Genomic DNA, 22,833 nt, shown 5'->3' on the forward strand with positions numbered 1-22,833 from the left:
CCGACGGGCGCGCCGCCGCGTCACAGCTCCTTGCGGAAGCTTTCGGCGGTCCGCAGCAGCAGATCGTTGGCCTCGGTCTCGCCGATGGTGATCCGTACGCCCTCGCCCGCGAAGGGGCGGACGGTGGTGCCGGCCCGCTCGGCCGCCGCCGCGAAGTCCGTGGTGCGCTCCCCCAGCCGCAGCCAGACGAAGTTGGCCTGCGTCTCGGGCACCGTCCAGCCCTGCGCGGTCAGCGCCTCGACCACCCGGGTCCGCTCGGTGACCAGGCCCGCGACCCGCTCCAGCAGCGCCGGCTCCGCGCGCAGGCTGGCGACCGCCGCGTCCTGCGCGAGCTGGCTCACGCCGAAGGGCACCGCCGTCTTGCGCAGCGCCGCCGCCACCGGCTCGTGCGCCACCGCGAAGCCGATCCGCAGGCCCGCCAGGCCGTACGCCTTGGAGAAGGTCCGCAGCACCGCCACATTCGGACGGTCCCGGTACAGATCGATTCCATCGGGAACATCGGGGTCGGTGATGAATTCGCGGTACGCCTCGTCCAGCACCACCAGGATGTCGGACGGCACCCGGTCGAGGAATCGTTCCAGCTCGGCCCGGCGCACCACCGTGCCGGTCGGATTGTTGGGATTGCAGACGAAGATCAGCCGCGTGCGGTCGGTGACCGCCGCCGCCATCGCGTCCAGGTCGTGCACCTCGTCCGCGTCCAGCGGCACCTGCACCGGCAGCGCGCCGCTGATCCGGGTGATGATCGGATACGCCTCGAAGGACCGCCAGGCGTAGATCACCTCGTCGCCGGGGCCCGAGGTCGACTGGAGCAACTGCTGGGCCACGCCGACCGAGCCGGTGCCGGTCGCCACGTGTGCCTCGGGCACGCCGAAACGTCCCGCCAGCTCGGCGGTCAGCGCCGAGCAGGCCAGGTCGGGATAGCGGTTGAACGTGGCCGCGGCGGCGGTGGCCGCCTCCAGCACACCGGGCAGCGGAGGGTACGGGTTCTCGTTGGAGGACAGCTTGAAGGCGGGCCCGGCCTGGGCACCGCTCTCGTCCACGGCCGGGGGTCGCCCGGGCTTGTACGTGGGGATGCCGTCCAGTTCCGCGCGCAGCTTGGGGGTCATGGCCACACCCTACGAGCGCCCGCGCCCCCTGTGGAGGTGCGGTACCCGCGATCGACTGTCGATACCGGGTCTGAGCCGCCCATGGGGGCGCCCCCGGACGGAGTCCGGGGGAGAGAAGGCGGCCAAAAAAAGGCACCCCGCGTCCCTCGTAGGAGTGAGTTGACGTCACTCCTGTCGGTGGACCAATGGACGGGCATCGGCCGCACCCGCGCCGGTATCACCCACAAGGCACGCCCTGCCGCCTGCATATTCCACCTTGCATACGGAGTTCGATCTTGCAGAAACCTATCTTCTGGGGGGTAGAAACGGCAGGCGCCGACCGGACCAGCGCCGTCCTAATATCGGCAGGCCATGACAGCAGCAGGGAACCACCAGGCGAGCCGGCCCATCGGACGCCGGCTTGAGCGGGCGGGCATCAGGGACGTCGCCGCCGCCGCCGGAGTCTCGATCACGACTGTCTCCGACGCACTCAACGGCAAGGGCCGACTGCCCGACGCCACCCGCCGCCATGTGCGCGAGGTCGCCGACCGGCTGGGCTACCGCCCGTCCGCCGCCGCCCGCACACTGCGCACCGGCAGATCGGGCCTGATCGGCCTGACCGTGACGACCTACGGCGAAGAACCGTTCACCTTCACCGAATTCGCGTACTTCGCGGAGATGGCCAGGGCCGCCACCTCCGCCGCCCTGGCCCGCGGCTACGCCCTGGTCATCCTGCCCGCCTCCTCCCGGCACGACGTGTGGGGGAACGTGGCGCTGGACGGCACCGTCGTCATCGACCCCTCCGACCACGACCCGCTGGTCGCCGAACTGGTCAGGCAGGGCGTCCCGGTGGTCAGCGACGGCCGCCCGGCGGGCAGCGTGCCCGTGCACGCCTGGGTCGACAACGACCACGAGGCCGCCGTCCTCGGCATCCTCGACCACCTCGCCGCCGCGGGCGCCCGCCGGATCGGCCTGCTCACCGGCACCACCACCGACACGTACACCCGGCTGTCCACCACCGCGTATCTGGAGTGGTGCGAGCGGGTCGGCCAGGAGCCGGTCTACGAGTCGTATCCCGCGCACGACCCGCGGGCGGGCGCGGTCGCCGCCGACCGCTTACTGGCGCGGCCCGACCGCCCGGACGCCGTCTACGGGCTCTTCGACCCCAACGGCACCGATCTGCTGGCCGCCGCCCGCCGTTACGGCCTGCGCGTGCCCGACGACCTGCTGCTGGTCTGCTGTAGCGAGAGCACCGTCTACGCCAGCACCGAACCGCCGATCACCACGCTGTCGCTGAAACCGCGCCGGATCGGTACGGCGGTCGTGCAGTTGCTCATCGACGCCATCGAGGGCGTCGGCGGCGCGCATCCCGTACAGCAGGTGATGCCGACCGAGTTGATCGTCCGCACCTCTTCGCAGCGGCGCGCGCACCGCACGACGGTCAGTCATCCGCGGGGGCCCGCGGGCGGCTGAGGAAGAGCGGCCGTCCGGCCGGAGGGCTCCGCCGGGCACCCCCGCGAGTGATCGGCCGAACGGGTGACCGAGCCCCCGCCGACGGCCGGAAGACGAATCGTGCGGGCGTACGAGGGAGCTAAGGGATGGTTTGTCTGCGCCCTGCGAAAACCAGGTGCCTGGGTATGTCACAACGCGACAGCGTCATTCCTATGATGGGCGGATGGCGGCGCGATCGTGGAGGGGTCGATGACTCAGGGGGCAGGTCAGGGACCCGAGCCCGGGACTTCGGAAGGCTGGCGTCCCGAGGCGTCCGCGTACGTGTCCGGGCACGAGCCGACGGCCGGTTTCGGCACGGCTCCGGCGTTTGAGCCGACGGTCGGATTCGAGCCGCGCGGCGGCTACGGGGAGACGTCCGGCGGGTACGGCGGGGCCGCGGCTCCGGCTCCGGCTCCGGCTCCGACGGAACCGGCTCCCATGCTGATCGATTCGGCTCCGGCTCCGGCCGGCACGGCACCGGCGGTCCCGGCCGCCGCGCCCGTACCGCCCGTGCCGTCGGCGACCACCGGCGGGGCGGGTGTGGCACCGGCGTACGAACCGGCCCGCGCCGCCGTACCACCGGTGCCGCCCGCGTACGACAGCGCGCCGCCCGCACAGCGGCCCGCCGCGTACGAGCCGACGCGACCCGACGCGCCCCTGGTCCCCGCGGAGTACACGCCGACCGCCCACGACCTGCCGGTGATCACCGCGGACGGCGCGGCGGGCGACCGGCCGGGACCGCTGTACGTGGTCGGCGATGTGCACGGCTATCTGGACGAGTTGCTGGCGGCGCTCGGCGAGTGCGGCCTGGTCGACGAGGAGGGCCACTGGGCGGCGGGCAGCGCCCGGCTGTGGTTCCTCGGCGACTTCACCGACCGCGGCCCCGACGGCATCGGCGTCATCGAACTGGTCATGCAGCTCTCGGCGGAGGCCGCGGCGGCGGGCGGCTACTGCCGTGCCCTGATGGGCAATCACGAACTGCTGCTGCTCGGCGCGCACCGGTTCGGCGACACCCCCGTCAACTCCACCGGCGGCACCGCCTCCTTCCTCGCCGCCTGGCGGCTCAACGGCGGCCAGCCGACCGACATGGACCGTCTCGAGGACCGCCATCTGACCTGGATGTCCCGGCTGGACGCGGCCCACGTCACCGACGGCCACCTGCTGGTGCACTCCGACACCACCGCGTATCTGGACTACGGCAGCAGCGTCGAGGAGATGAACGACACGGTCACCGGCGTGCTCCAACGGGGCGACGCCGACGAGTGCTGGGACCTGTTCCGCAAGCTCACCAAGCGGTTCGCCTTCCGCGGCGACGGCGGGCCGCGGGCCGCCCGCGAACTGCTCGGCACCTACGGGGGCAACCGCGTCGTGCACGGGCACAGCCCGATCCCGTACCTGCTCGGCGAGGTCGGCGGCGAATATCCGGCCGACGGCGAGGAGCGGGTGCACACCGTCAACGGACCGATGGTCTACGCGGAGAATCTGGCGGTGGCGATGGACGGCGGCGTCACGATGGACGGACGGCTGCTGGTCGCCCAACTGCCGCTGGTGGGTTAGCGGGTCCGTCGCGCTCCGCGCGGCGGGCCGGGCGTCTCGCGCGGCGTCTTTGGGGTGGCGTGTCGGTGTCCGGCACATTTCGCGCCGTCAGATTTCCTGGTTGCACCCTGTCACGGTCTCGCCTCCCCGCTCTACCATCGCTGTATCCGTAGGCACGCCGCTCTCCGCGTACTCGGCCGACCGGGCCGGTTCCCCTCGGGGAACACCGGCCGCGCTCGGGGAGTCGGAGCATCGGGGGATGCACATGACCAGCGCTCCACACCTGCTCACCGAAGACCGCCCGGACTTTGAACGCGCGCTGGACGAGGCGCTGCGCACGGTCCTGCGGGATCACGGACCCGACCGTGAGCGGGCCCTCGGGCCGGACGGCGGGGACGTGGCGGAGAGCCGCCCCGCCTCGCGGCGGACGAACCACTCCAACGGTCACTCCGCCCTGAACAGCGAGCAGTTGCGCACCCTGGCGCTCGGCGCGGCCGAACTCATCGCCGACGCGGCGACCGCCGAGTACGAGACGTACCGCGGCGTCCGGGAGGCGTCGCGGGAGGCCGCCCGCGAGTCGGCGCGCGCCCGCGACAACCGGTCCTTCGGCTACGCGGCGATGGGCGTCGCGGAGGGCGCGGGCTCCGGCGCGGGCCTGATCGCCGTCCTCGCCGTCCTGACGCCGCTGCTCGCGGGCGCCGCCGCCGTGATCTTCCTGCTGATCGGTTACGCGCTGCGCGCGATGGCCCCCGAGCCCGCCATCGCGTCGCCGCTGCGCACCGCGGGCTGGCTGTTCGCCGCCGTCACCGCCGCGTCGATACTGCTCGGCGCGGTCGGACTGCTGCTCACGGCGCTGCGCGACGGCTCCTCCGCCATACACGACTCGCCCGACGCGCTGCCGCCGGAGGTCGCCGACGCGCGCGACGCCTGGTACCGGGCGCTGCTGGAGCGCGGGATGCTGCCCTTCCTGGAGGACGCGGCGGCCGGCGCGGCGCTCGCCCCGACCAGCGCCCACGAGCCGCCGCACGGCCCGGCGGTGAGCCCGGTGCCCGGCCCCGCCACCGGGCAGGACCTCAGCCGCATGCCGCGACTGGGCTACTCCCGCCCGGACTTCAGCAGTCCGGCGCCCGACCCGGCCGCGCCGCTGCCGCCCGCCGCGCCGCGCTTCTCCGGTCCGCGCTACAGCAGTCCCGACTTCACCAGCCCGGACTTCGGCGGCCCCGACAACACGCCCGAGTAGGGGCCGGTCCTGCGCAGCGTCGGGACGGCGGGGCCCGCCGTACCGGGCGCCGTCGTCGCGGACGCCGTCGTACCGGGTGCTGTCCCGGCGGGCCCCGCCAGGCCGGGCGCCGTCACGGCGGGCATGAACATCAGCACTCGGCGCCGGGGATCGTGCGCCGGGGACGACACGAGCATGCGCACCCGCTGGACGTAACCGCCGGCCGGTGGCCGCAGCAGCCGTACCTGGCCGTCGTGGTGCAGCGCGACCCGGGTGGACTCGCTCTCCGTCTGCCACAGCCGGGCCAGTTCGGGGTCCTCGCGCAGTTCGGCGATGACGCGGAGCAGCTCCTGGTCGGGCCCGGTCTGCGGCTGGTGGTGCGCGGTCTGCGCCTGGAGCCGGAGCTGGCGCAGGAACGCCGTCGCCCAGCCGGTCCGCCACTCGGCGCACAACTGCCGCGCGTACGGCGCGAAGAGCACGAAGCGCAGCAGATTTGCGGGCGGCGGCTGGCCCGCGGGCTCGAAGAGCTGGCGCCACGCCTGGTTGGTCTCCAGAATCCGCCAGGCGCCGTCCACGGTGAGTGCGGGGACCTGGAGCGCGTGGAGGTACGACGTCCAGCCGGTGACGGCCTCGGGGTCGGGTTCCGCCGGGCCGCGCGGCGGGTAGCCGCCGGTGACGATGAACCACAGCTCGTCGCGCTTGCGCGAGTCCAGCCGCAGCGCGTTGGCGAGGCTGTCGAGGCGGTGGGCGGGGATGGGGCGTCCGCAGCCCTCCCAGTCCTGGTAGAGGCGCGGTGATATGCCCAGGCGCTGGGCCACCGCGTGCTGGCTCAGGCCCGGCGGGCGGTAACCGTTGTGGCCCGTGATGGGCTCGGGTTCGCCCACGAAATTTCTGCGGGCCTCACGCAGGAACTCCTGGATCAGCGGTGGGTCCTCGTCGGAACGACGGTCCATGGCTTGTCCCCCGGATCTTCTCGGCTGCCGCGTCCTTGGGGGTGAGGGGTCACCCGGCGTCCGCGGCCTGCGATTTCGCGCCCCCGCTCATGCTAAGCGGGGATGCTCGCGAGCCGCCGGAATCGCCTTGTCCACATCGGGCACTGTCCCAAGTGCGACACACTTCGGTGGTGGGGTGGTGGGGTGGTGGGGTGGTGGGGCGGTGGGGTGGTGGGGTGGTTCACCAGTACGGTGGGGTGGTCACGCGGGGTGGTCACGCGGATGCGGTGGTCACGCGGATGCGGTGGTCACGCGGGTGCGGTGGGCGTCCCGGGTGCGGCGGGTGTCCCGGGTGCGGTGGGCGTCTCGGATGCGGTGGGTGTCCCGGGTGCGGTGGGTGTCCCGGGTGCGGTGGGTGTCCCGGGTGCGGTGGGCGTCCCGGATGCGGTGGTCGTCCCGGATGCGGTGGTCGTCCCGGATGCGGTGGTCGTCCCGGATGCGGTGGTCGTCCCGGATGCGGTGGTCGTCCCGGATGCGGTGGTCGCGCGGATGCGGTGGTCGCGCGGATGCGGTGGGTGTCCCGGGTGCGGTGGGCGTCCCGGATGCGGTGGATGGACGGTGGCGGCGCACGCCCGTACTTTGCGGCCCGCGGGGGGACGGTGCGGCCGGGTCAGAGGTCGTCCGGGTCGAGCAGCCGGGCCAGCTTCAGGCCGACCTCGAAGCGGCTGGAGACCTGGAGCCGTTCCATCAGCTTGGTCATCACGCGCTGCACGGTGCGCCGGGCGACGCCCAGCGTCCTGGCGATGCGGTCGTCACTGTAGCCGTTGGCCATCAGCCGGATGATGGTCCGCTCCTGGTCGGTGAAGTCCGTGGCGGCGGCGGGGTCGTCGTCGCTGTCGGGGGCGGGGGTGGCTTGGCCGCCGCGCGCCATGTGCGGCATCAGCTTCGCCCGCAGCCAGTAGTCCTCGTAGACCGAGACGTACGAGCGGGCCAGCACCGCGCCGCGCACCAGCGTCATCGACGACCGTACGTGCGGGACGCCCGGCAGGACGACGGTGTGCCGGTCCACCACCAGCAGGTCGTGCGGGCCGTGGTCGATCAGCCGGACGCCGACGCCCACGTCGGTCAGGTCGTTCAGATACTTGCTGTACTTCGGGATCTGGAGCAGCGAGCGCGGGTACAGGGCGCGGACCCGCACCCCGCGCCGTACCATCGCCGCGTCCCCGGCCAGGGAGTGCTCCAGCACCGCCATGTCCTGCGGCATCGGGCCCGGGTGCAGCGAGTCCACGGACTCCCGCGCGGTGGCGTCGATGTCGGCCAGCGCGCTCAGCCGGGTCTCCAGGTCCTCGAAGTTCTGGACGACCACCTGCTCCTGGAGCCGTGCCGCCGCGGGCCGGAACACCGTCAGCAGCGCCTGCGTCGTCTCGCTGAGCTCCGCCGCGTTCCGCAACTGCGCCGCGGCCGTGCCCAGATACGTGTCCATCGCCACCGCCAGCGCGGCGTCCGGGTCGACGGTCTCGACCCGCCCCTCCACCAGCCGGACCAGCCCCATGCCCTTCAAGGTCCGCAGCCCCGACTCCAGCCGCCCCTCGTCCAGCCCCACCAGCCCTGCCAGCCCCGCGTACGGAGCCCCACCGCCGTTCGCCACCGCCGTATAGATCACGACGGCGGACTCGATATCCCGCCCCTCACCCCTCGCCTGCCCCATCCCCTGCCCTCTTCCCCACCCACCACCCGACCCGCCCGATTCTCCCCCACCCCCCTTTTCCCCCAACAGCCCGTCCACCAGGTCTTCACGAGGTGCCCCTCGTGCTGTTCGCCGAGCAGCGCCAGGGGGCCCGCCGCAAGCTGCGCCGCAAGGCCGGAGCCGCCTCCGCCGGCCTCCCGTACGCACGCGGAAGCGGCCGTACACAAGCCGAGGGCCCCGACATATCGCGCCGGGGCCTTCGGCTTCAGGCTAGTGCGTGGCCGGTGCCCGAAGCGGCCGTCAGGGATCGGGGCGGCCTCAGGCGGCCGCGACGCCGAGGGACACCAGGACGATCTGGACCGCCACCGCCCCGGCTCCGGTCCACGACCAGCGGTCGTACGGCGCTGTCGTGCGGTTGATCCGGCAGGTGGGAACCTCCCCGGCAAGCGGCAACCCGCCCGCCGTCACGCCCATGGCGAGAAAGGCACCGCACGCGACGGCCCCTGCCAGAGCGCCCCCGGTGCGCAGCAGGCCGGGTGCGACGAACGTCATACCGACCCAGCCGAGCATGGCGGGCGGCGAACAGGCCAGCGCCCCGGCCAGCAGTCCCGCCTCGGGATGGTCCCGCACCAGCCGAACCGTGGCGCGCAGGGCCTCGTCCCGTGCCGAGGGCCGTTCGTACGGAACGCAGTTCGGACAGCGCACGTCCTCACCGCACTGAACGCACAGCACGAGGGCGTTGCCGCAGTCCTCGCACGGGTCGCCCGCCTCGTACGACGGTTCCCGTGCCCGTAGCCGCAGTGCTTCCCGCAGGCTCACCGGGGCACCTCGTCAGCGGTGTCGTCGGCGCACACGGCCCAGACGAGTTTCCCGACGCCTAAGCGTTCACTCACTCCCCAGCGTCCGGCGGTCAGTACGTCGACCAGGGCCAGGCCGCGCCCGGATTCGGCGTCCACGGACGGCTCCCGGGCTTCGGGCCGGACGCTGTTGGCGTCATGCACCTCGATCCGCAGCGCGCCGTCCGTCAGCCGCTCGTACCGGGTCTCGACCAGCCGGTCCTGCGGCCCCCGCGCGTGCCGCACGGCATTGGTGAACAACTCCGACAGGACAAGTACGGCGGTGTCCGCCAGTCCGGTCATGCCCCACTCACCCATGTGACCCAGCAGCGCATGCCGCGCCTTGGCCACGTTGCGGGGGTCGCGGCGCCACCGATGCACCGCGACCGAAGGACGCCCCTCCAGCACTCCCGTCCTCACCGCACAGCCCCCGTACGTCCGCAATGGCGGTGGATGAACTCGCGCATGTCAGCCCGCTCTCGTCAGGTCGGCCACACCACCGGATCGTTCACCCGGTCGCGCGGATCTCACCCTCAAAACCCTTGCGGCGAGAGCCTGCTGAACCCATCCCACGTCCCTATGGGGTCGTCCTATATTTGAGGTATGGGGGATACTCCCGGGATCTTGTGGTCCCACCCGCAATTAGCGGCGGCGGTCACCAGTGAGGACTGGGGCGCCGTCTTCCGTACGTACCGAAAGCTCACCGGCCTGAGCCAGACCAAGCTCGGCGAACGCGTCGGACTCGTCCAACCCGATGTCTCCGACATCGAGCGCGGAAATCGCCGCGTGACCTCGGCCGAAGTACGCCAGCGCATCGTGGACGGCTTGGGTATCCCCGCTTCCCTCAACTCCCCTACGAAACACCGGCAGTCGCCCGAGGCGCCCGTATCGGGCCTGGCCCTGCCCGGGATCGCACCGGACGAGGACCTGTTGGTACGGGTCACCAGTGTTGTCGAGACCTCGCGCCGGGTGGACGCGCCCACCCTCGACTGGCTCGACCGGCTGCTGGCCGAACACCGCAGGGCCGAGGACGAGATCGGATCACGCCCGCTCGTCGATGTCATGCGTCACCAACTGCGCACAGTCGTCGACTTGTACGCGGGCGCCCGTGGCCCGCTGGCCGACCGTGTCGTACGGCTCGCTGCCGAACACGCCCAGTTCCTCGCGTGGATGGCGCAGGACCAGGACGATGCGGCCACGGCGTTGGCCTGGTACGACCGCTCCCACGAATGGGCGTTGGAAGCCGGGGACGCCAACATGGCGGCCACGACCCTCAACATGAAGGCCCACATGGCCTGGTCGAGGGGCCGTGGCACGCGATGCGTCAAACTCGCCGAAGCCTCGCGCTGGTCGGCTCCTGGCACCTCGCTCGGCGTACAGGGGATGGCCACGCAGATGGCGGCGCGAGGGCACGCCCTCAACGGCGAAGCCGACGACGCCCACCGCCTGCTGGACGAAGCCCAGGACATCATCACCCGAGCCTCCGCCCACCCGGAGGACGAGCCGGTCTGGATGTACTTCTACGGCGAGACCTGGTTCACCCTGCAACGCGGCATGGCGGCCATGCACCTGCACGACTGGCAATCGGCCGTTGACCACCTGACAGCCGGACTCGACGCCCTACCGGACGAGTATCGGCGCGACAAGACCTGGTATCGCACGTGCCTCGCCCACGCCCTCGCCGCATCGGGCGAATCAGCGCGCGCCGCCACTGTGGCCCTGGCGAGCGTCCCGGACGCCTCCGACATCGGCCGCCCGCACTCATGGAACGAACTCCACACCACCGCCGCCGTCCTCATGCGGCGAGGAGCGAAGGAGGGCCGTCAGCTGGCGACCGTTCTCAAAGACAACGACTGATCAACACCACATCCACCCGGTGAGGGCCCCGGCACCGGGGTGCCGGGGCCCTCGGGTGTCAGTCCGCCAGCGGCAGGTAGACGCGGTTGCCGGCGGCGGCGAATTCGCGGGATTTCTGGGCCATGCCCAGCTCGGCCTCGGAGGCGGAGGCGGGGGCTACTGGGCCGCCGTGGTCGCGGCGGATGTCGTGGGAGATCTTCATCGAGCAGAATTTCGGGCCGCACATGGAGCAGAAGTGGGCGGTCTTGGCGGGCTCGGCGGGGAGCGTCTCGTCGTGGAAGGCGCGGGCGGTGGCGGGGTCGAGGGCGAGGTTGAACTGGTCTTCCCAGCGGAATTCGAAGCGCGCGTCGGACAGGGCGTCGTCCCACGCCTGGGCGCCTTCGTGCCCCTTGGCGAGGTCGGCGGCGTGGGCGGCGATCTTGTAGGTGATCACACCGGTCTTGACGTCGTCGCGGTCGGGCAGCCCGAGGTGTTCCTTGGGGGTGACGTAGCAGAGCATCGCGGTGCCCCACCAGGCGATCATCGCGGCGCCGATGCCGGAGGTGATGTGGTCGTAGGCGGGGGCGATGTCGGTGGTGAGCGGGCCGAGCGTGTAGAACGGGGCCTCTTCGCAGATCTCCTGCTGGAGGTCGATGTTCTCCTTGATCTTGTGCATGGGCACGTGCCCGGGGCCCTCGATCATCGTCTGCACCTGGTGCCGCTTGGCGATGGTGTTCAGCTCGCCGAGGGTGCGCAGTTCGGCGAACTGCGCCTCGTCGTTGGCGTCCGCGATGGAGCCGGGGCGCAGGCCGTCGCCGAGCGAGTACGTGACGTCGTACGCGGCCAGGATCTCGCACAGCTCCTCGAAGTGCGTGTAGAGGAAGCTCTCCTGGTGGTGCGCCAGGCACCACGCGGCCATGATCGAGCCGCCGCGCGAGACGATGCCGGTCTTGCGGCGGGCGGTCAGCGGGACGTAGCGGAGCAGCACGCCCGCGTGCACCGTCATGTAGTCGACGCCCTGCTCGGCCTGTTCGATGACGGTGTCGCGGTAGACGTCCCAACTCAGCTCCTCCGCGCGGCCGTCGACCTTCTCCAGCGCCTGGTAGAGCGGGACGGTGCCGATGGGGACGGGGGAGTTGCGCAGCACCCACTCGCGGGTGGTGTGGATGTTGCGGCCGGTGGACAGGTCCATGACCGTGTCGGCGCCCCAGCGGGTGGCCCAGGTCATCTTGTCGACCTCCTCCTCGATGGAGGAAGTGACCGCCGAATTGCCGATGTTGGCGTTGACCTTCACCAGGAACCGCTTGCCGATGATCATCGGCTCGATCTCCGGGTGGTTGATGTTGGCGGGCAGTACGGCCCTCCCCGCGGCGATCTCGTCCCGGACGATCTCGGACGGGACGTTCTCGCGCAGCGCGACGTACTCCATCTCCGGCGTGATCTCGCCCCGCCTGGCGTAGGCGAGTTGGGTGACCGGCGTCCCGGTACGGCCTCGGCGGGGGAGCCGGGGGCGGCCGGGGAAGACCGCGTCGAGATTGCGGAGCCCGCCGCGCGGCGAGGTGTGCTTGAGGCCGTCGTCCTCGGGGCGGACCGGCCGTCCCGGGTACTCCTCGGTGTCGCCGCGCGCGATGATCCAGTGCTCCCGGAGCGGGGCGAGCCCGCGCCGGACGTCCGTCTCCACGGACGGATCGGTGTACGGGCCCGACGTGTCGTACAGCGTCACGGCGTCCCCATTGGTGAGGTGCACCTGCCGGACCGGCACCCGCAGGTCCGGCCGCGATCCGACGACGTACGACTTGTGCCAGCCGATGTCCCGTACGGGACCGTCCACTTCGGTACGGTTCGAGCCGGCCGCTTCCGTACGGTTCGAGCCGACTGACTCCGTACGGGCGGATTCGTCCCCGTTGGATTCAGGCGTGTGCGCGTCCTGCATGGTCATGAGACCCACTCCCTACGCCGGCATTACCCGGTAACAGGTTCAGCGGTCGGCGCAGCGTTCGTCCCGGCGGTCATGCCGTGCCGGCAACAGGTTCAGCGCCCTCTCAGCCCGGTGCTCCGAGCTCCCGCGTTTGCAAAGGTGCCCCCACGGTAGCGGTTCGGCGAGGACAGGCACCAGGGATCTTGCGATGATCAGCCCGTGGAAGAGCCCCCGCAGAGCCCAAGTCCCGGCCCCGGACCCGGCCACGGCCCTGGCCCCGGCCCCGGCGCGAGCCACGGGCACAGTCACGGACACAGCCACAGTCATGGCCACGGTCACGGCCCCGTGCCGCCGGTCTCCCAGCACCTGCGCAAGGTCATCGCCGCGATCCTGGTCCCCTTCGCCGCCGCCGTCGTCGTCGGCCTGATCGTGCTGTGGCCGGGCGGCGCGCCCCAACACGCCCGCAGCGGCGTCGGCTTCGACCAGCAGACCCGGCAGGGCAAGGTGGTGCGACTGGTCGACGTGTCCTGCAAGGCGGAGAACCCGGGCCAGTCGTCGTCGGCCGCGAGCGACACCTGCCAGAAGGCCACCATCGAGGTCGAGTCGGGGCCCGACAAGGGGACGACCTTCACCGAGATCGTGCACCCCGACCAGTCCCGCCGCTACACCAAGGGCGAGGGCGTGGTCCTCGCGTACGCGCCCAACGCCCCCGCCGGGCTGCGCTATTCGGTCACCGACGTGGACCGCGGCTTCCCGCTCGCGCTGCTCGCCGGGATCTTCGCGGTCGCGGTGATCGTCGTCGGACGGCTGCGCGGTCTGATGGCCCTGATCGCACTGATCGTCTCGTTCGGGATCTTGACCCTCTTCATCCTTCCGGCCATCCTCCGCGGCGACAATCCGCTGCTGGTGGCGGTGGTCGGCGGCAGCGCCATCATGCTCATCGCGCTGTACATGTGCCACGGCGTCAACGCCCGCACCTCGGTGGCCGTCCTCGGCACGCTCTGCTCACTGCTGCTGATCGGCGTCCTGGGCTCGGTCTTCATCGACTGGGCGCGGCTGACCGGCAACACCTCGGACGAGACGGGCGTGATCCACAGCCTCTATCCCGGCATCGAGATCAAGGGCGTCCTGCTCGCGGGAGTCATCATCGGCTCGCTCGGCGTGCTCGACGACGTCACCGTCACCCAGACCTCGGCGGTGTGGGAGCTGAAGGACGCCGATCCCGGCGCGAATTGGCGCAAACTCTACGGCGCCGGTATGCGGATCGGCCGCGACCACATCGCCTCGGTGGTCAACACCTTGGTGATGGCGTACGCGGGCGCCGCGCTGCCGCTGCTGCTGCTCTTCTCGATCGCGCGCAGCGGCGTCCTGCGGGTGGCCAGCAGCGAACTGGTGGCGGAGGAGATCGTCCGCACCCTGGTGGGCAGCATCGGCCTGGTCGCCTCGGTGCCGCTGACCACGGCCCTGGCGGCGCTGGTGGTCAGCGCCGACCGGCACGAGAGGAGCGGCGGCAAGAACGGTGACGACAACGGCGGCAAGGGCGCGACCGGCCCCGCCGGACCTACCAGTCCCGCCCCGACCCGGAGGAGCCACCGCCGCCGGTGACCCGCTTGACGACCAGCACCAGCGCCCCGACCAGGACCACGAACACGATCACCTTGAAGAGCAGTCCGAAGACGATGCTCACCAGGCTGGCGATCAGCGAGCCGAAGACGATCAGCGCGATGACCGGGATGGCCACCCACTTCACCCACCACGGCAGGCCCTTCAGCAGCTTCTCCATGATGTCCTCGGTCTCCTTCTCCTTCTCGGGTCCTGGCGGTGTTCCGCCGATACTTCGACTGTAGGGCCACCGATGCCTCCGGCGGAGGGCCAGGAGGCCGGATACGACCCTGAACGCACCCTTAGGGCTCCGGGGGTGAGAAGACCACCATGACCCTGAGGTCCTCGGTGATGTGGTGGAAGCGGTGCGGGGTCCCGGCCGGTACGTAGACGACGCTGCCGCGACCCACGGTGGTCGTCTCCTCCCCCACGGTGATCGCCGCCCGGCCGCTGACCACCAGGTAGATCTCGTCCTGGGCGTGCGGCTGCTGGGGGTCGTTCTCCCCGGCCTTGAGCGCGTAGAGCCCGGCCGACATGGTGCGTTCGCGCAGGAAACGGAGATACGCCCCCTCGTTGGCGGCCCGCTCCGCGTCCAGGTCGTCCAGCCGGAACACCTTCATCGCGTACTCCCCTTGTCCGGACTCCGTCCGGTACTTGTCCGGTCTCTTGCTTGGGTGATCAGGTCTGCGACGATCACACCATGAAGAATTTCATCGTCAAGACCTTGGCGAACGCCGGTGCCCTCGCGGTCGCCGTCTGGCTGCTCAAGGACATCACGCTCACCGGGGACAGCACCTGGCACAAGGTCCTCACCCTCATCCTCGTCGCCCTGGTCTTCGGCGTCGTCAACTGGCTCGTGAAGCCGGTCGTGAAGGTTCTGTCCTTCCCGCTGTTCATCCTCACCCTCGGGCTGATCACCCTGGTGGTGAACGCCCTGATGCTGCTCCTGACCTCCTGGCTGGCCGACAAACTCAGCCTCGACTTCCACGTCCACGGCTTCTGGACCGCGGTGCTCGGCGGTCTGATCATCAGCATCGTCTCCTGGGCGCTGGCCGTCGTCCTTCCGGACGACGAGTGACCAGTCACCACCCTGAGAAGGGGACCGAGCAGGGGGCGGCACAAGGGGCCGGGCGCGAGACCGAGCTGGGGGCCGACCAGGAGACCGGGCGGGGGACCGACCAGGGGGCCGCGGGACACGAAGCGGCACAGCGGGCGGCCGAACGGCATCAGGCCGCCCGGCCGGAGGCCGCTGGCGACAGCACCCGCAGCGTGCACGCGGGACGGCCCCCGGCGACCGCGTACGAACCCTCGCTCCCCGGCCCGGTCTTCGTCTCGCACTACCACCTGCCGGGCGAGGCCAGCGGCCCGTACACGTACGGCCGGGACGAGAATCCGACCTGGGAGCGGCTGGAGGCGGCCGTCTCGGAGCTGGAGTGCCCCGGCGACCCGGCCGCCGCGACGCTCGCCTTCGCCTCCGGCATGGGCGCGGTCGCCGCCGTGCTGTTCTCCCAGGTGCGGGCGGGCGACACCGTGGTGCTGCCGTCCGACAGCTACCAGGCGACGCGCTCGCTGCGGGAGCGCCTGGAGTCGTACGGCGTGACGGTACGGCTCGCGCCGACCGTCGGCGACGGGCAGCTCGCGGCGCTGGAGGGCGCGCGGCTGCTGTGGCTGGAGACGCCGTCGAATCCGGGCCTGGACGTGTGCGACATCCGCCGGCTGTCGGACGCCGCGCACGCGGCGGGCGCGCTGGTCGCCGTCGACAACACCCTCGCGGGGCCGCTCGGGCAGCGCCCGCTCGCCCTGGGCGCGGACTTCTCCGTGGCCAGCGGCACGAAGGCGCTCAACGGGCACGGTGACCTGCTGATGGGCTACGTCACCACGCGCGACGCCGGGCTGAACGCGAGCGTGAGGCAGTGGCGCAAGACGGTCGGCGCCATTCCGGGGCCGATGGAGGCGTGGCTCGCCCACCGTTCGCTGGCGACGCTCGCCCTGCGCGTGGACCGGCAGTCCGCGAACGCGCTCACCCTCGCGAGTGAGCTGCTGAACCGCGCCGAGGTGACGGACGTACGTCACCCGGGCCTGCCGTCCGACCCCGCGCACGCCGTGGCCGCCACCCAGATGCGGCGCTTCGGCGGCGTCGTCTCCTTCACCCTCCCCGACCGCGCCCACGCCGAACGCTTCCTGGCCGCACTGCGCCTCACCTCAGAGGCGACCAGCTTCGGCAGCGTCCAGAGCACCGCGGAGCGCCGCGGACGGTGGGGCGGCGACGCCGTACCGCCCGGCTTCGTCCGCTTCTCGGTGGGTGTCGAGGACCCCGAGGACATCGTGGCCGATGTGCTGCGCGCGCTGGACGAAGCGGCGTCTTCGTCAGGGTGAGCGCGCGGGCCCCGGGGGACGAGGCGCGTCTTCGTACGGGTGAAGGCGCGGGCGCCGGGGGGCGAGGCGCGTCTTCGTACGGGTGAGCGCGTGGTCGTCCGCGCGCTCAGGCGCGTCTTCGTACGGGTGAGGGCGCGCGGGCGCACGGCGGCACGGCGGTGGCACGGCGGCGGAGGGGTGCGCTCCGATTCGCCGGGGCGGCGCCGGGAATTGTGCGGTGCGGCAAGTTTGCCGCCGCGCGCACTGCGGCAGATGTCCACCATGCCCCCGGACACGCATGACGGCCCCACCACCCGGCCGGTGGTGAAGCGCACGGCCCGCGCCATCGTTCTCGACGGCGACCGGCTCGTACTGATCAAGCGCACCAAGCCCGGCCTCGCCCCGTACTGGCTCACGCCGGGCGGCGGGGTCGAGGACGACGACGCGAGCGTGGTCGCGGCCATGCACCGCGAGGTCGACGAGGAGCTGGGCGCCAAGGTCACCGATGTGGTGCCCGCCTTCGTCGACACCGTCGAGCACATCGCGGACGACGGCTCGCACGGCGTGAAGGTGCAGTACTTCTTCGCCTGCCGCCTGGAGTCCATGGACCTCGACCAGCGGCACGGCCCGGAGATCGACGAGCCCTGCGGGGAGTACGAGATCGTGCGCGTGCCCTTCAGCCGCATGGGCCTGGCCTCGGTCGACATCGTGCCGCTGACCCTGCGGCACTACCTGGACGCGAACATCGAAGGGGTGCTGGGCCTGCTCGGCCCCGACCTCGGCTGACATCCGTGAGGGGACCGGCGGCCGGTCGCGTCAGTCCCCCGCCGCGACCAGTTCCTGCACGAGGTCGTGCCGTATCCGGTGCGACGGCATCCCGATCCGCACCAGCGTGTCCACGCTGCTGCGGATCATCCCGGGCGGCCCCGACAGATACGCGTCGTACGCCTCCCACGGCCCGTGCGCGCGTACGGCGTCCGGCAGCGGCCCGGACAGCGCGTCGCTGGGGGTGTCGGCGACGACGGTGCGGACCGACAGCCAGGAGTGCTCGCGCTGCATGCGCAGCATCGTGTTGAGGTCGTAGAGGTCACTGGTGCGGCGGGCGCCGTAGAAGACCTCGACCGGGCGCCGCCGCCCGTGCCGGGCGACGTCCTCCACCAGCGCCTTGATCGGCGCTATGCCGGTGCCGCCGCCGAGGCAGAGCATGCCGTCGTCCGAGGCGTGGTCGGCCACCATCGAACCGGAGGGCGGCCCGAGCCGCACGACGTCACCGGGGCGGGCCCTGCCGACCAGCGCGTTGCTGACCCAGCCCGCCGGGACCGCGCGGATGTGGAAGGTCAGCAGGCCGTCGTCGCGGGGCGCGGCGGCGAAGGAGTAGTTCCGCCAGATCCGCGGCCACCACGGGGTCTCCACCATCGTGTACTGCCCGGCGAGGAAGGCGTACGGCTGGTCGGGCCGTACGGTGACCACCGCGACGTCGGGGGTCCGCAGCTCGTGGCTGACGATCTCGGCCTGCCACCAGGGCGGCGCGTGCCGTTCGTCCTCGGCCGCCGCGTCGATCATCGTCTGCGAGATCGCGGCGTACGCGCGGACCCACGCGGCCTCGGTCTCCGGGCCCCACACCGCCGACGCGTACCGGGCGAGCGCGCCGAGCAGCGCCTCGCCGACCGCCGGGTAGTGCTCGGCGCGGGTGCCGTACTTGCGGTGCCCCCGGCCCAGGTGCGACAGGTAGTCGCCGAGCGCCGCCGGGTCGTCGATGTGCTCGGCCGCCGTCAGCAGCGCCTTGACCAGCCGGTCGCGCTGCGCGTCCATCGCGGCGGGGAACAGGTCGCGCAGCTCGGGGTGGTGGATGAAGAGGAGCGCGTAGAAGTACGAGACCGTCCGGTCCGCGACCGGCCCGATCTCCTCCATGGTGCGGCGGATGAGGAGCGCGTCGGGCGACGGGGACCCGGCCGGGGAGGCCGCCGGGGACGCGGGCGTCTCGGGTCCGGGCATCCGCGGTACGGGAGGCGGTACGAACGCGGGTGCCGGTGCGGGTGCTGGTGCCGGTGCCGGTGCGGATGCGGATGCGGGTGCGGCCGTGAACGCCGACGCCGGTATCGACGCCGGTGTGTACGCGGACGGCTCGGTCGGCGCCGAAGCGCGCGGCTCCGGCTCGGGTTCCGGCGCTGGTCCCGGCTCCTGCCGCTGCGCGGCGGCGGGCCGCGTCATGGGTGCGGCGGGCTCCTGCCGGGGCTGCGCGATCTTGCGGCGCCGCCCCCTGGGCTGCGGAGACGCCGGTGAGGCCGGGTCGGTGGTCTTGGCATCCATGATCACGTGGCCCCGAACTCCCGGTGGTCGATCCTTCGCTCAGCTCGCCTGCGGTGCCGTGTGAGCGTGCCACGCTGCGTGAGGGCACCGGACGAATAGCGCGAAGCGTCACCACTGGAGAAACGGTTTCGCGTACTATCCGCCGCGCCGTCCCCGGAGTCCGTGTCTCCAGGTCTCCACGGGGTCCCGTCCGCCGTCCGCGATAGGTCCGCTACGGGATCGTCCCGTAGCGGACCTATTTTGCTAGTCTCGACGCATGACCGCAGAGACAGCAGCGACCGCAGAGGCCGCGACCACCGCAGCGCACGTCCCCCTGTCGGCGCGGACCGCCGACATGTCGTACCTGCTCCAGCACACCGCCCACGTACTGGCCACCCAGATGTCGGCGGCGCTCGCGGAGATCGGCATGTCGCCGCGCGCCCACTGCGTGCTGGCGCACGCGCTGGAGGCCGAGCGGACCCAGGCGCAGCTCGCCGAGCTGTCCGACCTGGACAAGACCACGATGGTCGTCACCGTCGACCAGTTGGAGCGGGCGGGGCTGGCCGAGCGGGTGCCGTCGGCGACCGACCGGCGCGCGCGGATCATCAAGGTGACCCCGGCGGGCGAGAAGGTCGTGGCCGAGGGCCAGGAGATCGTCGACCACGTGCACGAGGACGTGCTCGGCGCGCTGCCGGAGAGCGAGCGCACCGCCTTTGTCTCCGCGCTGAACCGGCTGGTCAACGGCCATCTCGCGACCCCCGCGGGCGCACCGGACGGCGGCCAGGGAGTGCGCCGCCCGCGCCAGTCCCGCAAGTAGCCCGCTCCGCCGCGGTCCGCCCCCGACCCCGCACCGCAGCACCCCGCACCGCAGCACACCGCACCGCAGCACACCGCACCGCTCCACCGCCGGGCACGCGCCCGCAAGGTAAGCCCGTAAGAGATAGTCTTCAACAAAACCATCTGCTACGGTCGCTCCTGGTATCCCTTTCGCCAGGAGGCGACCTCATGCCACTCCGTCCCCATGCCGCCGGATCGTCGCGCGGCGCGGCTCTCGCGGTGCTCAGCGCGGGCACCCTGATGATCATCCTCGACGGCACGATCGTGAATGTGGCGCTGCCGTCCATCCGCCGCGACCTGGGCTTTTCGCAGTCGAGCCTCGCCTGGGTGGTCAACGCCTACCTCATCGCCTTCGCCGGGCTGCTGCTGCTCGCCGGCCGCCTCGGCGACCTGTTCGGCCGCCGCAGAATCCTGGTCACCGGCCTGGCGGCGTTCACCGTCGCCTCGCTGCTGTGCGGGTTCGCGGACTCCGCGGGGCTGCTGATCGCGGCCCGCTTCGTCCAGGGCGCGGCCGGTGCGATGGTCTCGGCCGTCAGCCTCGGCATGGTCATCGTGCTCTACCCCGACGCCCGCGGCCGGGCCCGCGCCATGGGCGTCTACAGCTTCGTGCAGTCCGCGGGCGGCGTCCTCGGCCTGCTCGTGGGCGGCATCCTCACCCAGGCCATCAACTGGCACTGGATCTTCTTCGTCAACCTCCCCATCGGCTCGGCCGCCGCCCTGCTCAGCCTGCGCCTGCTGCCCGACGACCGCCCGGCCGCCGTACGCGAGCCCCGCGAGTCCCGAGAGCCCAATGGTGAGTCCCGCGAGCCCCGTGGTGAACCCCTTGAGCCCCGCGCCGGAAGCGCGCGTCCCGGGGTCGACGCGCCGGGTGCCGTCCTGGTCACCGCCGCGCTGATGCTGGGCGTCTACACCATCGTCGGGACCACCGGCCGGGGCTGGACGTCCCCCGCCACCGCAGGACTCGCGGCGCTGTCCGCCCTGTTGCTGGCCGGGTTCCTGATCCGTCAGACCAAGGCGGCCGAGCCGTTGATGCCGTTGCGGATCTTCCGCTCCCGGATCGTCTCGGGCGCGAACGTGGTGCTGGCGCTGATGGTCGCGGGCGGCTTCGGCTTCCAGTTCATGACCAGCCTCTACCTCCAGCAGGTGCTCGGCTACGGCCCGGTGCGGATCGGGCTCGCGCTGGCGCCGACCGGCGCGATGATCGGCGTGATGTCCCTGCTGCTGTCCGCCCGGCTCGGCGCCCGCTTCGGCCAGCGCGCCGTCCTGCTGCCCAGCCTGCTGCTCTTCGCGGGCGGCTTCCTCATCCTGGCGAGGGCCCCCTCCGCGCACGCCTCGTACCCCGCCGACATCCTCCCGGCGATCCTGGTCTTCGGCGTCGGCTTCGGCCTGGCCATGCCCTCCCTGATGACGCTGGGCATGTCGGAGGCGACCCCCGCAGACTCCGGGCTGCTGTCCGGCGTCTTCAACACCGCCCAGCAGATCGGCGGCGCGCTCGGCCTCTCCGTACTCGCCGCCCTGGCCGCCGCCCGCACCGACCGGAAGCTCGCCGCGGGCCACTCCGTACCGGCCGCCCTGACCAGCGGCTACCACCTGGCCTTCGTGGTCGCCGCCGGACTGCTGGCCCTCGGCGCCGCGGTCGCCGCCGTCCTGCTCAGGCCCCCGTCCTCGGACGGCTCGAAGGACAGCACGCGGAACGGCACGCAGGACAGCGCTCAGGACGGCACTCAGGACAGCGCTCAGGACGGCGCCGACCGCACTCCCGAGGCCAACGGCCTCAGCGCACCGGCCAGTTCCCCTGCCCGGAACCGGAACCGGAACCGGAGCCAGGACCGGGACCAGGGCCAGGGCCAGGGCCGCCCGGCAGCGGCGCCGAAGGGTCGTACGGCACGCGTGTGAACACGAAGGACCCCAGGTCGAGATGGCCGACCGAGCCGTCAGCGCGCCGCACCGGCCGCAGCGTCTCGCCCGCGTAGTACCCCTCGAGGCCGGTCCAGGTGCCGTCGGATTCCGCGCGGAAGCGCGCGCCGCGGCCCTGGCCGGTCAGCGGCGCGAGCGCGAGGTCGCCGGAGGCGTGGACGCGCAGGCTGTAGCCGGACGTGCCCCAGTACCAGGGGCCCGCCAGGTCGAGCAGCGCCGGGTCGAGCGCGTCGGCGGGCCGCCAGGGCGCGGGCAGGCCGGGCTCGGCGTCGGCGGTGATCGCCAGCAGGTCGGCGGCGATGGTGCCGATCGCGGGCCCCGAGGTGGAGTTGGCCATCGCGAGCGCGCCCACGCCGTCCGCGACGCTCACCCACACGGTGGCCAGGAAGCCCGGCATCGAGCCCGTATGACCGGCGAGCGGGCGGTCGCCGTGCCGGGTGAGCTGGAGCCCGAGGCCGTAACCCGAGTCGGGGTCGGCCGCGTCCGGCGGCGCGGCGGGCGCGCGCATCTCGGCCAGTGTCGCCGCGGCCAGCACGTCCGGGTGCCCGGCCGCGAGGAAGCCCGCCCAGCGCGCCAGGTCCTGGGCCGTCGACCACAGTTGGCCCGCGGGCGCCATCAGTCCGGTGTCCTGTACGACCTCGGGCCGCATCACGTCCGCCCACGGGTGGACGGCGAAGCCCCCGGCGGCCGGGGCCTGCGGCAGCGCCGTCGTACGCGGCATGCCCAGCGGGTCGAGCACTTCGGCCTTCAGGGCCTCGGCCCACGGCACGCCGCGTTTGGCCTCCACCAGGGCGCCGAGCAGCGCGAATCCGGGGTTGGAGTAGTGGTAGCGCCGTCCGGCCGGGTGTTTGACGGGGGCCGGGCCGAGGATGTCGGCCAGTTCCGGCCGCAGGTCGCCGGGGGTCCGCTCCCACCAGGGGCCCGGCGTCTCGGAGGCCAGGCCGGAGGTGTGGGTGACGAGCTGGCCGATCGTCAGACCGGCCACGTCCTCCGCGTCGTCCGGCAGGTCCGGCAGGTGCCGCGCCAGCGGATCGGTCAGCTCCAGCAGCCCCTCGTCGCGCAGCCGCATCACCAGCACCGCCGTGAACGTCTTCGTGATCGAGCCGATCCGGTACTGCGTGTCGGCGTCCGGCGCGTGCCCCTCGATCATGCTGCGCGAGCCGAACCAGACCATCCGCCCGTCCCGTACGACCGCGCCGACGATCGACGGCGTACGGCCCTCGGCCTGGCCGACCGCGATCCGGCGCAGCAGGGCGCGGCGGGTGGCGGGCAGCAGTTCACCGTCCGGCGCGG

Annotated in this window: 20 protein-coding genes, 1 pseudogene and 1 riboswitch; of the genes and pseudogenes, 10 read left to right on the forward strand and 11 right to left on the reverse strand. The window is 72.3% G+C overall.

Annotation, left to right across the window (positions count from 1 at the left end):
* Positions 1 to 20: 20 nt before the first annotated feature.
* The gene (gene hisC / locus ACIP4Z_RS06010; protein ID WP_355336623.1) at positions 21 to 1,106 is read right to left on the reverse strand and encodes a histidinol-phosphate transaminase; all 1,086 of its coding nucleotides are present in this window, start codon (positions 1,104 to 1,106) and stop codon (positions 21 to 23) included.
* Between the two features lie 351 nt (positions 1,107 to 1,457).
* Here hisC and ACIP4Z_RS06015 point away from each other — a divergent pair, with 351 nt between their 5' ends.
* The 3 genes from ACIP4Z_RS06015 (at position 1,458) to ACIP4Z_RS06025 (ending at position 5,352) form a co-directional block, all read left to right on the forward strand.
* On the forward strand, positions 1,458 to 2,558 hold the full coding sequence (locus tag ACIP4Z_RS06015; RefSeq protein ID WP_355336624.1) for a LacI family DNA-binding transcriptional regulator: 1,101 nt from the start codon (positions 1,458 to 1,460) through the stop codon (positions 2,556 to 2,558).
* 228 nt (positions 2,559 to 2,786) lie between these two features.
* Positions 2,787 to 4,133 carry a metallophosphoesterase gene (locus ACIP4Z_RS06020; RefSeq protein WP_401305410.1) on the forward strand — a complete coding sequence of 449 codons (1,347 nt, stop codon included), beginning with the start codon at positions 2,787 to 2,789 and terminating at the stop codon, positions 4,131 to 4,133.
* Positions 4,134 to 4,371: 238 nt separating this feature from the next.
* Entirely contained in the window at positions 4,372 to 5,352 is a 981-nt protein-coding gene (locus ACIP4Z_RS06025) for a hypothetical protein (protein WP_401305412.1), read from the forward strand.
* On the opposite strand, the gene ACIP4Z_RS06030 is transcribed toward ACIP4Z_RS06025, so the two are convergent.
* The 5 genes from ACIP4Z_RS06030 to ACIP4Z_RS06050 all read right to left on the reverse strand — a co-directional run bounded on the left by ACIP4Z_RS06030 (position 5,292) and on the right by ACIP4Z_RS06050 (position 9,206).
* Positions 5,292 to 6,284 (reverse strand): helix-turn-helix domain-containing protein, encoded by a 993-nt coding sequence (locus ACIP4Z_RS06030; RefSeq protein WP_401305414.1) that lies wholly within the window; start codon positions 6,282 to 6,284, stop codon positions 5,292 to 5,294. The genes ACIP4Z_RS06025 and ACIP4Z_RS06030 overlap by 61 nt on opposite strands.
* Before the next feature lie 270 nt (positions 6,285 to 6,554).
* A complete protein-coding gene (locus ACIP4Z_RS06035; protein WP_401305416.1) occupies positions 6,555 to 6,893 on the reverse strand; it encodes a hypothetical protein in 339 nt (112 codons plus the stop codon).
* A gap of 40 nt (positions 6,894 to 6,933) precedes the next feature.
* A complete protein-coding gene (locus ACIP4Z_RS06040) occupies positions 6,934 to 7,971 on the reverse strand; it encodes a LuxR C-terminal-related transcriptional regulator (protein ID WP_401305418.1) in 1,038 nt (345 codons plus the stop codon).
* A 297-nt stretch (positions 7,972 to 8,268) separates the two neighbouring features.
* Positions 8,269 to 8,769, reverse strand: a complete 501-nt coding sequence (locus ACIP4Z_RS06045; RefSeq protein ID WP_401305420.1) for a hypothetical protein — start codon at positions 8,767 to 8,769, stop codon at positions 8,269 to 8,271.
* The gene (locus ACIP4Z_RS06050) at positions 8,766 to 9,206 is read right to left on the reverse strand and encodes an ATP-binding protein (protein WP_401305422.1); all 441 of its coding nucleotides are present in this window, start codon (positions 9,204 to 9,206) and stop codon (positions 8,766 to 8,768) included. Before ACIP4Z_RS06050 ends, ACIP4Z_RS06045 begins: the two co-directional genes overlap by 4 nt.
* Before the next feature lie 183 nt (positions 9,207 to 9,389).
* On the opposite strand from ACIP4Z_RS06050, the gene ACIP4Z_RS06055 reads away from it, so the two are divergent.
* On the forward strand, positions 9,390 to 10,643 hold the full coding sequence (locus ACIP4Z_RS06055; RefSeq protein WP_401305424.1) for a helix-turn-helix domain-containing protein: 1,254 nt from the start codon (positions 9,390 to 9,392) through the stop codon (positions 10,641 to 10,643).
* 58 nt (positions 10,644 to 10,701) lie between these two features.
* Here ACIP4Z_RS06055 and thiC read toward each other — a convergent pair whose 3' ends face one another.
* Entirely contained in the window at positions 10,702 to 12,561 is a 1,860-nt protein-coding gene (gene thiC, locus ACIP4Z_RS06060) for a phosphomethylpyrimidine synthase ThiC (protein WP_401305426.1), read from the reverse strand.
* Positions 12,554 to 12,699, reverse strand: a riboswitch (TPP riboswitch). It overlaps the preceding gene by 8 nt.
* 60 nt (positions 12,700 to 12,759) lie before the next feature.
* Between thiC and ACIP4Z_RS06065 the strand changes: the two genes are divergently transcribed.
* A complete protein-coding gene (locus ACIP4Z_RS06065) occupies positions 12,760 to 14,145 on the forward strand; it encodes a YibE/F family protein (RefSeq protein WP_401305428.1) in 1,386 nt (461 codons plus the stop codon).
* On the opposite strand, the gene ACIP4Z_RS06070 is transcribed toward ACIP4Z_RS06065, so the two are convergent.
* A complete protein-coding gene (locus ACIP4Z_RS06070; protein WP_355336634.1) occupies positions 14,102 to 14,323 on the reverse strand; it encodes a DUF5326 family protein in 222 nt (73 codons plus the stop codon). The genes ACIP4Z_RS06065 and ACIP4Z_RS06070 overlap by 44 nt on opposite strands.
* 121 nt (positions 14,324 to 14,444) lie before the next feature.
* A complete protein-coding gene (locus tag ACIP4Z_RS06075; protein WP_355336635.1) occupies positions 14,445 to 14,762 on the reverse strand; it encodes a cupin domain-containing protein in 318 nt (105 codons plus the stop codon).
* A gap of 80 nt (positions 14,763 to 14,842) precedes the next feature.
* Between ACIP4Z_RS06075 and ACIP4Z_RS06080 the strand changes: the two genes are divergently transcribed.
* From ACIP4Z_RS06080 to ACIP4Z_RS06090, 3 genes are all read left to right on the forward strand, one after another.
* On the forward strand, positions 14,843 to 15,220 hold the full coding sequence (locus tag ACIP4Z_RS06080; RefSeq protein ID WP_355336636.1) for a phage holin family protein: 378 nt from the start codon (positions 14,843 to 14,845) through the stop codon (positions 15,218 to 15,220).
* Positions 15,221 to 15,411: 191 nt separating this feature from the next.
* Complete coding sequence (locus ACIP4Z_RS06085) at positions 15,412 to 16,518, forward strand: cystathionine gamma-lyase (protein ID WP_401306006.1); 1,107 nt, start codon at positions 15,412 to 15,414, stop codon at positions 16,516 to 16,518.
* A 261-nt stretch (positions 16,519 to 16,779) separates the two neighbouring features.
* Positions 16,780 to 17,283: an NUDIX hydrolase gene (locus ACIP4Z_RS06090; protein WP_355336765.1), complete on the forward strand. Its 504-nt coding sequence runs from the start codon at positions 16,780 to 16,782 to the stop codon at positions 17,281 to 17,283.
* Between the two features lie 30 nt (positions 17,284 to 17,313).
* Here ACIP4Z_RS06090 and ACIP4Z_RS06095 read toward each other — a convergent pair whose 3' ends face one another.
* Positions 17,314 to 18,492 carry a globin domain-containing protein gene (locus ACIP4Z_RS06095; protein WP_401305431.1) on the reverse strand — a complete coding sequence of 393 codons (1,179 nt, stop codon included), beginning with the start codon at positions 18,490 to 18,492 and terminating at the stop codon, positions 17,314 to 17,316.
* A gap of 649 nt (positions 18,493 to 19,141) precedes the next feature.
* On the opposite strand from ACIP4Z_RS06095, the gene ACIP4Z_RS06100 reads away from it, so the two are divergent.
* Both ACIP4Z_RS06100 and ACIP4Z_RS06105 read left to right on the forward strand, forming a co-directional pair.
* Complete coding sequence (locus ACIP4Z_RS06100) at positions 19,142 to 19,603, forward strand: MarR family winged helix-turn-helix transcriptional regulator (RefSeq protein WP_355336767.1); 462 nt, start codon at positions 19,142 to 19,144, stop codon at positions 19,601 to 19,603.
* A gap of 188 nt (positions 19,604 to 19,791) precedes the next feature.
* A pseudogene (locus tag ACIP4Z_RS06105) lies at positions 19,792 to 21,108 on the forward strand (MFS transporter); the annotation flags it as partial.
* Between the two features lie 289 nt (positions 21,109 to 21,397).
* Here ACIP4Z_RS06105 and ACIP4Z_RS06110 read toward each other — a convergent pair.
* Entirely contained in the window at positions 21,398 to 22,816 is a 1,419-nt protein-coding gene (locus ACIP4Z_RS06110) for a serine hydrolase domain-containing protein (RefSeq protein WP_401306009.1), read from the reverse strand.
* Positions 22,817 to 22,833 lie beyond the last annotated feature (17 nt).

This window comes from Streptomyces sp. NPDC088910, from assembly GCF_044749865.1.
Taxonomy (GTDB): Bacteria; Actinomycetota; Actinomycetes; order Streptomycetales; family Streptomycetaceae; genus Actinacidiphila.